Here is a 10421-nt window from a genome sequence, read left to right as displayed (position 1 = left end):
TCGGTGTTTGTTTTTTCTCGTTCGTCTCTTGCTCCCTAACCCGTGGGGTCCACCCCCCGCGCAGCCGCCTGCAGCGGCTCGACCCCGCCGACGCCGAGACCTACAACTCCGCGTTCGCCGAGCTCCTGGCGATCGAGAGCGAGCGAAGGGCGCTGCGCGAGAGCGCGTAGTGGTCGGGCTGCTGGTGCTCGTTTGGGGTGCTGGCGCTGGGATCGGCACTTCTCTGGGGTGCTGGTGCTGAGGTCGGCACATTCCTGGGCGCCTGCCTTGAGGTCGGCACTCTGTAATGAGGTCGGCACAGGCCTGTGCCGACCTCGACGCAGACTGCCGACTTGGCGGGTTCCGGCCAGGGGAGTGCCGACCTGGCTGGCCGAGAGATCAGGGGGGCTGCCGACTTGGCGGGATCTGATCGGCCACCTGCTGGCCCGACAGCCTTCCTGGGGCGGTGGTGCTGAGGTCGGCACATTCCTGGGCGCCTGCCCCGAGGTCGGCACTCTGTAATGAGGTCGGCACAGGTCTGTGCCGACCTCGATGCAGACTGCCGACTTGGCGGGTTCCGGCCAGGGGAGTGCCGACCTGGCGGAGGTCAGGCCGGCGACGGCGTCGGGTGGTCGCGGCCCAGCAGCTCCGCGTCCAGCGAGACGGCAGCCAGCTGGCCCGACGCCGCCGCCATGAGCACCGACGCCAGCGGCCCCGGCATCGCCGATGTGTGCGCCATGTCGCCGGCCGCGAACACGCCGGGCAGGCTGGTGCGGGCCATCGCGTCGACCTCGACGGCGCCCGACGGCAGCAGGGTCAGGCCGAGCTGCTGCGCGAACGGCGCGCGCTGACCGAACTCGGCCGCGACGAAGATGCCGCCCACCTCCTCGTCCGGCCCCTCCGCGAGCACGACGCGCGCGCCGTCGGCGGTGCGCACCAGCTCCTTGACGGGCTCGGGCCGCACGCCCACCCCGGCGTCGGCCAGCAGGGCGCGGGTGTCCGGGTCGAGGTCGCCGCCGTCGGCCAGGACGGTCAGGCGGCTCGCGATGCGCTCCAGCAGGAACGCGACCCGGGCCACGTGCGGGCCGCTGCCGAGCACTGCGACCGGCTTGCCGCTCAGCTCGTGCCCGTGGCAGTAGGGGCACACGGCCGCGACGGTGCCGAACAGGGGCTCCAGCCCGGGGATCGCGGGCAGGGTGTCACGCAGCCCGGTCGCGAGCACCACGGCGCGGGCCGGGACGACGTCGGCGCCCAGCTCCACCCGGAACCCGTCGCCGTCCGGCACGACGGCGGTCGCCGCGTCCTCGCGGACGGTCACCGTCGCATAGGCGGCGAGCTCGGTGCGGGCCACGGCGCGGAACTCGGCCGGGGGCCGGCCGTCGTTGGTCACCACGTTGTGCATGTGCTCGGCCGTGGCGTTGCGGTACTCGCCGGAGTCGAGGAGCAGCACACGCCGGTGCATCCGGCCGAGGGTGAGCGCGGCCTGGAGGCCGGCGGGGCCGCCGCCGATCACGACGGCGTCGTAGGAGGTCAGGGGGTCTGTGGCGGACATGGCAGGGCTCCGTTTCCCGGGACGTCTTGCGGTACCACCCCAGGATGTGACTTCATGTTGACATGAAGTCAAGCGAGACCTGGTCGGTCGGCGAGACGGCCCGTCGGTTCGGGCTGGAGACCCACGTGCTGCGCTACTGGGAGGACGAGAACCTGCTGCGCCCGGCGCGCGACGGTGCCGGCCGCCGCCGCTACGGGCGCGACGACGTGGTGCGGGTGGGCGTCATCGTGCGCAGCAAGGCGGCGGGCATGACGCTGGAGCAGGTGCGCGTCATGCTCGACGCCGGGGCGTACGACCGGCACCAGGTCCTGGAGGCGCACATCGCGGACCTGGACCGCCGGATGGCAGACATGGCGGCGTCCCGCGCGATGACGGAGCACGCGCTGCAGTGCCGCGCGCACGACATCGCCACCTGCCCCGGCTTCCGCAAGCACGTCCAGGACGTGCTCGACGGCGTGCGGGAGGGGTTCGTGGTCACGCGGACGGCATGAGCCGTCACGCGTACCGCGTAACCGTCACGCGGACTGCGTCACCTTCGGGTTGTCGCGGGGGAGCAGCAGCACCGTCACGATCATCACCGCGGCGCAGGCCACGACGCACCAGAACACCAGGTGCATGGCGTTCGCCAGCCCCGCCCCCTCGGGCGTGCCGTCCGCGCCGACCACCGTCAGGGCATTGACCACCGCGCCGAGCGCGGCCACGCCGACGGCCTGCCCGATCGACCGGGCGAACATGTTGGTCGCAGTCACCGCGCCACGCTCGCCCCAGCCCACGCTGTGCTGGGCGGCGAGCAGGGTGGGCACGGCCACCAGGCCCATGCCGAGGCCGATGACGAACACCGCGGCCGAGATCTGCCACACGGCGGCGTCGGCGTCGAGCAGGAGGGTCAGGAGCGAGCCGGCCAGGACGACCACCGCGCCGATCGTGCTGGTCCAGCGGAAGCCGATCGCCAGGTAGACCCGTCCCGACAGCGTGGCCGCGATGGGCCAGCCGAGCGTGAGCGCCGCGAGGGCGAACCCGGCCACCAGCGGCCCCACGCCGAGCACGCCCTGCGCGTAGATCGGGATGTAGGTGGACAGGCCGAGCGTGATGACGCCGACCATCAGCGACGCCGCCGTCGACGCGCCCACCACCCGGCGGCGCAGCAGCCGCAGGTCGAAGATCGGGTGGGCCGTGCGCCGGGCGGACACGGCGAACGCGACGAGCAGCGCCACGGCCGCGACGAAGATGACGATCGACTGCGCCGAGGCCCAGCCCCAGGCGTGGCCGCCCTCCAGCAGGCCGAGCACCAGCAGCGTGCTGCCGCCCGTGAGCAGCACCGCGCCCACGTAGTCGACGGGCTGGCGCTCGCCGTCGCGCTCCTTCTCGTGGAACTTGAGCCAGATCGCCAGGAGGGCCACGACGCCGATCGGCACGTTGACCCAGAAGATCCAGCGCCAGCTCACGAACTGGCTGAACACGCCGCCGAGGGTGGGGCCGAGCACCGAGGAGACGGCCCACACGCTGGCCATGTAGCCCTGCGTCTTGGCGCGCTCGGCGAGCGTGTAGATGTCGCTGGCGATCGTCATCGACATCGGCAGGATCGCGCCGGCGCCCAGGCCCTGCAGCACCCGGAACCAGATCAGGGCCGGCATGCTCCAGGCCACGGCGCACAGCACGGAGCCGAGCAGGAACAGCGCGATGCCCGCGAGGATCACGCGCTTGCGGCCGAACACGTCGGCCAGCCGCCCGTACACCGGGACGGTCACGGCCTGGGCGAGCGTGTACGCGGAGAAGAGCCACGGGACCTGCTCGAACGCGCCGAGCTCGCGCGCGATCGTGGTCGAGGCGGTGGCGAGGATCGTGGCGTCGAGCGCCACGAGCGCCGTGGCGAGCATGAGCGCGCCGAGGATCGGGCCACGGTCGCCGCGCAGGCCGAGCCGCGTGTCGGTGGTGCCGGTGGACGTCGCGGTCATGCCTGGGGTTCCGGGGTGTGCTGCACGACACGTACAAGGTTGCCCGGGGCACCGCCTATTCCCGGTCGCCGGGTGTTTTATTCCCGGCGTCGCCGGGTCAGTCCCGGCGGTTGCCCGGCCAGCCCTCCGGAAGGATGTCGCGTCCGCCGTCGGGCACCACGTCGGCCAGGCGGCCCAGCGTCGCGAAGAACGCCTGGACGTCGTCCTCCCCGGCGCCGATCGCGCCCCGCAGCGTCCGGTCGAACTTGATCGCCTCCGCCTTGAGCCGGCGGAAGAGCGCCTCGCCGTCGGCGGTGACCTCGATGCGCTGCACCCGGCGGTTGGTCTCCTGGCGGCTGCGGACGATCAGCCCCCTGTCCTCCATGCCGCGCAGGTGGTGCGTCAGCGTGGCCTCCCGGATGCCGACGGCGCGCGCGAGCTCGCGCTGGGTGGCGGGCGTGCCCTGGTGCACGGCGAGCAGGATGTGCCAGACCTGCCAGGTCGCGCCCTGCTCGGAGAGCTGCGCGTCGAACGCCCGCATGACGCGGTGCACGGACTGCCACATGGCCACCGCGACCGGCACGGGGCCGGCCTGGCCCGGGTTCACCCCCGCAGCGGGGCCGTCTGGATCGCCGTCGGGCCGTCCGCTTGGTTGCATGGACGCAGGATAGTTCGGCCGTCCCCGAAATGCATTGACGCCTAATCCTTAGATGCCTAACGTTTGTCACCTGGAAGATCCGGTACCGACACGGAGGCTCGACGATGGCCACGCAGGACACCCCCGGCACAACCAGCACCACCAGCACCACCGACCTCTCGCCCGAGGCGCTCGACCGCGCCCTGGCCCCACTCGCGGCCGCCCTCGGTGACCGCCTGCTCACCCCGGCGTCCGACGGGTTCGCCGACGCCGCCGCCGTGTTCATGGGCGGCGCCGAGCGCACCCCGGCCGCGGTGGCGCGCGTGCGCGACGCCGACGAGGTCGCCACGGCGCTCGCCGTCGCGCACGACGCAGGCCTGCCGGTCGCCGTGCGCGCCGGCGGACACAACCTCGCCCGGCACAGCCTGCTGGACGGCGGGCTGGTGCTGGACCTGCGCCTCATGGACGGCGTCGAGATCGACCGGGACGCCGGCGTCGGGCGGGCGCAAGGCGGCGTGCTCGCGGGCGACTACATCGTCGCGGCCGGCGAGCACGGCCTGGCCACCGGGTTCGGCGACACCGGCGGCGTCGGCCTCACGGGCCTCGCGCTCGGCGGCGGCATCGGCTACCTCAGCCGGGCCCACGGGCTCACCGTCGACAACGTGCTGGGCGCCGAGGTGGTCCTCGCGGACGGCCGGGTGGTCCGGGCCGACGCCGACGAGAACCCCGACCTCTACTGGGCGCTGCGGGGCGGCGGCGGCAACTTCGGCGTCGTCACCGAGATCGAGCTGCGGCTGCGCGAGCTGCCGGTGGTCACCGGGGGCATGTTCGTCTGGCCCGCCGAGCCGGCCACGCTCGCGGGCGTGCTGACGGCGCTGGCCGAGGCGCCCGCCGAGCTGTCCGGCATGGTCAACGTCCTGGTGGCGCCGCCGCTGCCGATGCTGCCCGCCGAGGCGCACGGCAAGCCGATCGTCATGGCGCTCGTGTGCTTCGCCGGCCCGGCGGACCAGGCCGAGGCGGTCTACGCCCCGCTCCGCGCGCTCGCCCCCGTGCACGACAGCGTGGGGGAGATCGCCTACCCCGAGATGTTCGCGGGTGTCGGCGGCCCGGAGGGCGGCATGCCGGGCGACGCCCGGACCGGTTTCCTCGGCGACGGCGCCTGGGCGCCCGACGAGGCGTGGGCCACCGCGGCCGTCGGGGCCGTGCTCGGGGCGCCGCCGGGCGTCGCGGCCGTGAACCTGCGGCCCATGGGCGGCGCGATCGCGGACGCCGACCCGGCGGACACGGCCTTTGCGCACCGTGACGCGGCCTGGATGGTCACGGTGCAGGGCATGACCCCGGAGCTCGACGGGCTCGCCGGGCTGCGGGAGTGGATCACCTCGACGGCCGACACGCTCGGCGTCGGCGGGCGCGGCTACGTGAACTTCATGTCCACCGCCACGGAGGAGGACGTCCGCAACGCGTACCCCGAGGCGACGCTGGCCCGGCTGCGCGAGGTGAAGCGGGCCTACGACCCGGGCAACCTGTTCGCGAGCAACCACAACGTGACGCCCCAGGTCTAGCCTTCGACCGGAACCGGCTGCCCGGTCTCGTCGCGGCGAGGCAGGGCGGCCGCGGCCGCCAGCACGGCGGCCAGGCCGTACCCGCAGATCTGGACCAGGTCCAGTGCGGCGGCCAGGCGGAGTCCCGAGGCGTCGTATATCAGGAAGCGGACGCCGACCAGTGCGAGCGCGGTGAGCAGCACCGCCGCCGTCAGCCGGGTGGCGCGACGCGGGAAGCCGAGCAGGGCCGCGGCGACCACGGGCCCGGCACCGGCCAGCGGGTACGACAGCAGGTACCGACCCATGTACGCCAGGTCGACGGTGGGGTCGGCAAGGAGCGCGAGCGGTGAGGCCGTGAGGCCGAGGAGCGCCACAGCGGCCCAGCGGAGCGCCGTCCGGTCGCTCCGTCCCGACCGGGGCATGGTGGCCCACGCGAGCGCGAGGGCCAGGCCCAGCGCCACGAACGGCAGCAGGTCGCGAAGGCTGAGCCCTCCGCCCGTCGTGATCCGGCTGGTTGCCAGGGCGACCGCGAGCCCGGCCGAGCAAGCACTCGCCACGACGAGAACGCCGCGCGTCCTGAGGGTCACCGCACCGGCCGTCAGCGTGAGCGCCGCCGGCAACGCGGCGCCGACCAGGAGGCCCACCAGCGGGCCCGGCCCCGCGAGCCCGGGACGGATGCCGGGGCCCTGTGCGAACAGCTCCGGGACCTGCACCGCGACCGCGAGCACAAGGACTGCCAGGGCGACCGTGGGCAGGACCCGGGCGGGCAGGACGATCGCGCCGGCAGGCCCGGGGGCGGCGACCGGAGGCGCGGGCACGGCGTCTGGGGGCGCAGGCGCGGCGACCGGGGGTGTGGCCGGCGGCGCGACGTCGGTCTCGTCGGTCTGGTCGTGGTCGGCGGGCCCCGGGGCCTGGGCCGCCGCGACGAGCGCGCACACGACGGCGGCCGAGATCGCCGCGAGACGCAGCCCGGGAAGCGGCGTCGCCGGGGACAGGATCGAGTCGGCCCACAGGAGACTCGCCCCCGAGAGTGCGATCAGCGCCGCCCCTCCGAGCCGCGCACCCCGGCTGGACAGGCACACGAGCCCCGCCGCCAGGACCGTGAGGATCGCCGGGACCTGCTGGAGCACCAGGACGCCGATGCCGATGACGTACCACGGACCGTCTCCGGCCTGCCGCGCGTCGACCAGCAGGCCGAGCACGGGGGCCAGGGCGACCACCAGGAGCGCGATCCCCGGCCGCCGGTCCGCGCGAGTGCTGTCCCACCAGGCCAGAAGGATGCCCACCAGCGCCAGGCCGAGCGCGACGGGGCCGGACAGGAAGACCTGCGGATCCTGCGGGCCGTTCGCGGCCGCCGAAGCGAGCGCGGCCAGGGCGACCAGGTGCACCGTGGTCAGAACGGTGGTCAACAGCAGGAACACCGCTGATCCGTAGGTCACCGAGGCCGCCACGAGCACCAGGGTGGGCAGCACGGACGCCGGGCCCGCGGCGCCGGCCACCGTCCAGCTGTCGCTGTGGTACTCGGGGGAGAAGAGGCCTGCCGGCAGGGCGGTCAGCCCGGACAGCGTCAGCAGCAGCACGGCGGCCAGGGAGGCGGCGCGCGTGCGGCCGCGCGCGTCGGCTCGTCGGCCCGGTGCGGTCTGGGTCATGCCGCCACCCTGGCAGAGCCGCTCGGCGCGGAGAAGGAAAGAGGGCAGTTCGCCCCGGATTCGCGGTGGGGAAGCGATGGCGACTGCGGGGTGTGTTGCTCGGCGTAGAAGTTGTCTACGCAGAGCAGCACACCCCGGCGGTCACGTTCTTACCTGCCCGCCGCTGGCGGCGCCCACGTCAGCGGGTCACGGCACCGTGTAGCCCGCCGTGCGGAACATCTCGTACCACTCGGCACGCGTCAGCGGCACCTCCGAGCCGAGGGCGGCGCCCGCCACCCGCTCCGGGTTGGTGGTGCCGAGCACCACCTGCATCTGCGCCGGGTGGCGCGTGATCCAGGCGGTGGCGATCGCGATCGCCGGCACGTCGTACTTCTTGGCCAGCCGGTCGATCACGGCGTTCAGCTCCGGGTAGTCCGGCGAGCCGAGGAACACGCCGTTGAAGAACCCGGCCTGGAACGGCGACCATGCCTGCACGGTGATGTCGTGCAGGCGGCAGTAGTCCAGGGTGCCGGAGTCGCGGCTGATCGACTGGTCCAGGCCCTGCATGTTCGCGGCCACACCCTGCGCCACGAGGGGCGCGTGCGTCACCGAGAGCTGGAGCTGGTTGGCCACGAGCGGCTGCGTCACCGACTTGCGCAGCAGCTCGATCTGGCCCGGCGTGTGGTTCGAGACGCCGAACGCGCGCACCTTGCCCGACGTCGACAGGTCGTCGAACGCCCGCGCCACCTCGTCGGGCTCCACGAGCGCGTCGGGGCGGTGCAGCAGCAGGATGTCGATGTAGTCGGTGCCGAGCGCTTCCAGGGAGCCCTCGACCGACTCGACGAGGTGCTCGTACGAGTAGTCGAAGTACGGCCCCTCGCGCACGATGCCGGCCTTGGTCTGCAGCACGATCTGCTCGCGCTCGGCCGACGTGAGCTGCATGGCCTCGGCGAACCGGGTCTCGCAGCCGTGCAGGGCTGAGCCGTAGACGTCGGCGTGGTCGAAGAACGAGATGCCGGCGTCCCGGGCCGTCTTGACCAGGGTGCGCACCTCCTCGTCCGTCTTCTCCTGGATGCGCATGAGGCCCAGGACGACGTTCGGGACGGTGAGGTCCGTGCCGGGCAGGGTGAAGGTCTTCACGGGTTTCTCTCCTGTGGTGAGTGCTTGGGTGGCTCGGGCCGGCTCGGCTCAGGCCGCCGACAGGCGGGCGACCTCGTCGGCGGTGAGCGTCAGCTCGGGCGCCTGGGCCGAGTCGCGGATGCTCTCCGGGCGCGACGCCCCGGGGATCGGCACGACGACGGGCGCCAGCGCGAGCTCCCAGGCCAGCGTCACGCGGAACGGGGAGACCCCGTGTGCGTCCGCGACCTCCTGGAACGCGGAGTACTCGGCGCCCAGCTCGCCCGACCGGGCCAGCGAGATGCCGCCGAGCGGGCTCCACGGCAGGAACGCGATGCCCAGCTCGGCGCACAGCTCCAGCTCGGGCAGCGAGGACCGGAACCGCGGCGAGAACTGGTTCTGCACGGACACCAGGCGGCCGCCCAGGATGTCGTTGGCCTCGCGGATCTGGTCGGGGTTCGCGTTCGAGATGCCCGCCAGCTCGATGACGCCCTCGTCGAGCAGGTCGCGGATGGCGCCCACCGAGTCGCCGTAGGGCACGTTCGGGTCCGGCCGGTGGAACTGGTACAGGCCGATGGCGTCGACACCGAGGCGCTTGGCCGAGGCCTTGGCGGCCTCCTTGAGGTACTCGGGGCGACCGTCCTTGGTCCACGAACCGTCGCCGGGGCGCAGGTGCCCGCCCTTGGTGGCGACCAGCACGCCGGAGGTGTCGCCGCCGTAGGACCGGAGGGCCTCGGCGATGAGCTCCTCGTTGTGCCCCACCTCGTCGGCGAACTGGTGGTAGGCGTCGGCGGTGTCGATCAGGGTGACGCCGGCGTCGAGGGCGGCGTGGATCGTGGCGATGGAGCGCTCGCGGTCGGGCCGTCCCTCGATGGACATCGGCATGCCGCCGAGGCCGATCGCGGAGACGGAACGGCCGCCGATGGAACGGAGCTGCATGGTTTCTCCTCGTGTCGCAACGGGTTCGGACCAGAGACTAGGAAGGGATAACCTAGAAGTCCAACAACTCCTCATCATCATTCCCAGAACTGGTGTTTCTTAATGGAACTGCGTCAGATGGAATACCTCGTGGCTGTCGCGGACGAGCGCCAGTTCACCCGGGCCGCCGAGCTCACCGGCGTCTCGCAGTCCGGGCTGTCCGCCGCCATCCGTAACCTCGAGGTCGAGCTGGGCACCCGGCTGTTCAGCCGGACCACCCGGCGGGTCGAGCCCACCGAGGCTGGTCTGGCGCTCCTGCCGTTCGCCCGCTCCATGCTCTCCTCCGCGACGGAAGCTCGCGATGCGGTGGTCAAGGTCTCGCGCGAGCTCGCAGGCACGCTGCGGGTCGGCTCGGAGCAGTGCCTCGGCGTCGTCGACGTGGCTACGCTGCTGGAACGCTTCCACCGGCGCTACCCGCGGGTGGAGATCGCCTTCCAGCAGGCGGGCTCGCACGAGCTGCTGGCGGGGGTGCGCGACGGCGAGCTCGACGCCGCGTTCGTGGCCACCGCCGACCACGTGGGCGTGCTGCCGCGGACCGTCCTGGGTCAGGAGCCGGTCGTGTTCCTCTGCCCGCAGGACCACCCGCTCGCGTCCCGCGCGACCGTGGACCGGGCCGACCTGGGCGGCGAGAGCTTCATCGACTTCCACCCGTCCTGGGCGGTGCGCCAGATGAACGACGACGCGTTCGCCGCCCGGGGCGTCCGGCGCCGGGTGCGGTTCACCGTCAACGACGTGCACACGCTGCTCGACCTGGTGGACCGCGGCCTCGGCGTCGCGCTCGTGCCACGGCACGTCGCGGCCAAGCCGCAGGCGGCCCGGCTGGTCGCGCTCCCGGTCGCGGCGGACGGCGCGGCGGACTGGATCGTCTCGATGGTCACGAACCCGACCGACCGCATCGACAGCCCGGCCCCGCACCTGACGGAGCTCCTGACCGACACCACCCTCTCCTGACCGTTGAGTGCTGGGTGTCTTCGTTCCTCAAAAGGTTTTAGGCCGGCAGCGGCACGCACCCCACAAAGGGGGTTGCAGGTGGTGGTTAGGGGTAGGACGTTGGGG

Annotated in this window: 9 protein-coding genes; 3 read left to right on the top strand and 6 right to left on the bottom strand. The window is 73.1% G+C overall.

The annotated features are described in order from the left end of the window. Window positions 1-586 precede the first annotated feature (586 nt). Window positions 587-1531 carry an NAD(P)/FAD-dependent oxidoreductase gene (locus ACFV9Q_RS10870; RefSeq protein WP_377234424.1) on the bottom strand — a complete coding sequence of 315 codons (945 nt, stop codon included), beginning with the start codon at window positions 1529-1531 and terminating at the stop codon, window positions 587-589. A 62-nt stretch (window positions 1532-1593) separates the two neighbouring features. Between ACFV9Q_RS10870 and ACFV9Q_RS10865 the strand changes: the two genes are divergently transcribed. After that, window positions 1594-2022, top strand: coding sequence for a MerR family transcriptional regulator (locus ACFV9Q_RS10865; protein WP_377234423.1), 429 nt, complete (start codon window positions 1594-1596; stop codon window positions 2020-2022). 24 nt (window positions 2023-2046) lie between these two features. Here the strand turns inward: ACFV9Q_RS10865 and ACFV9Q_RS10860 are convergent, their stop codons facing one another. Beyond that, window positions 2047-3486: an MDR family MFS transporter gene (locus ACFV9Q_RS10860; RefSeq protein WP_377234422.1), complete on the bottom strand. Its 1440-nt coding sequence runs from the start codon at window positions 3484-3486 to the stop codon at window positions 2047-2049. 97 nt (window positions 3487-3583) lie between these two features. Next, window positions 3584-4123, bottom strand: a complete 540-nt coding sequence (locus tag ACFV9Q_RS10855) for a MarR family winged helix-turn-helix transcriptional regulator (RefSeq protein WP_377234421.1) — start codon at window positions 4121-4123, stop codon at window positions 3584-3586. 104 nt (window positions 4124-4227) lie between these two features. Here ACFV9Q_RS10855 and ACFV9Q_RS10850 point away from each other — a divergent pair, with 104 nt between their 5' ends. Continuing rightward, complete coding sequence (locus ACFV9Q_RS10850; protein ID WP_377234420.1) at window positions 4228-5664, top strand: FAD-binding oxidoreductase; 1437 nt, start codon at window positions 4228-4230, stop codon at window positions 5662-5664. On the opposite strand, the gene ACFV9Q_RS10845 is transcribed toward ACFV9Q_RS10850, so the two are convergent. The 3 genes from ACFV9Q_RS10845 to ACFV9Q_RS10835 form a co-directional block, all read right to left on the bottom strand. Next, window positions 5661-7292, bottom strand: coding sequence for a hypothetical protein (locus ACFV9Q_RS10845; RefSeq protein ID WP_377234419.1), 1632 nt, complete (start codon window positions 7290-7292; stop codon window positions 5661-5663). The two genes, ACFV9Q_RS10850 and ACFV9Q_RS10845, sit on opposite strands and share 4 nt — an antisense overlap. A gap of 186 nt (window positions 7293-7478) precedes the next feature. Further along, complete coding sequence (locus ACFV9Q_RS10840) at window positions 7479-8411, bottom strand: aldo/keto reductase family oxidoreductase (protein WP_377229870.1); 933 nt, start codon at window positions 8409-8411, stop codon at window positions 7479-7481. A gap of 48 nt (window positions 8412-8459) precedes the next feature. Then, the gene (locus ACFV9Q_RS10835; protein WP_377229869.1) at window positions 8460-9326 is read right to left on the bottom strand and encodes an aldo/keto reductase; all 867 of its coding nucleotides are present in this window, start codon (window positions 9324-9326) and stop codon (window positions 8460-8462) included. Window positions 9327-9443: 117 nt separating this feature from the next. Here ACFV9Q_RS10835 and ACFV9Q_RS10830 point away from each other — a divergent pair, with 117 nt between their 5' ends. Continuing rightward, entirely contained in the window at window positions 9444-10316 is an 873-nt protein-coding gene (locus tag ACFV9Q_RS10830; RefSeq protein ID WP_377229868.1) for a LysR family transcriptional regulator, read from the top strand. The last annotated feature ends 105 nt before the right edge of the window (window positions 10317-10421 follow it).

Origin of the sequence: Promicromonospora sp. NPDC059942, from assembly GCF_042731755.1 — a bacterium.
GTDB lineage: Bacteria > Actinomycetota > Actinomycetes > Actinomycetales > Cellulomonadaceae > Promicromonospora.
Note: the sequence above shows the minus strand (reverse complement) of the source record. Positions and strands in the feature narration are given on the sequence as shown.

Bases quoted from the DNA above. Each gene is read 5' to 3' on its own strand.
- ACFV9Q_RS10865 (WP_377234423.1), top strand. From the start codon at position 1,594: ATGAAGTCAAGCGAGACCTGGTCGGTCGGCGAGACGGCCCGTCGGTTC.
- ACFV9Q_RS10860 (WP_377234422.1), bottom strand. From the start codon at position 3,486: ATGACCGCGACGTCCACCGGCACCACCGACACGCGGCTCGGCCTGCGC.
- ACFV9Q_RS10855 (WP_377234421.1), bottom strand. From the start codon at position 4,123: ATGCAACCAAGCGGACGGCCCGACGGCGATCCAGACGGCCCCGCTGCG.
- ACFV9Q_RS10850 (WP_377234420.1), top strand. From the start codon at position 4,228: ATGGCCACGCAGGACACCCCCGGCACAACCAGCACCACCAGCACCACC.
- ACFV9Q_RS10830 (WP_377229868.1), top strand. From the start codon at position 9,444: ATGGAATACCTCGTGGCTGTCGCGGACGAGCGCCAGTTCACCCGGGCC.
- ACFV9Q_RS10835 (WP_377229869.1), bottom strand. From the start codon at position 9,326: ATGCAGCTCCGTTCCATCGGCGGCCGTTCCGTCTCCGCGATCGGCCTC.
- ACFV9Q_RS10870 (WP_377234424.1), bottom strand. From the start codon at position 1,531: ATGTCCGCCACAGACCCCCTGACCTCCTACGACGCCGTCGTGATCGGC.
- ACFV9Q_RS10845 (WP_377234419.1), bottom strand. From the start codon at position 7,292: ATGACCCAGACCGCACCGGGCCGACGAGCCGACGCGCGCGGCCGCACG.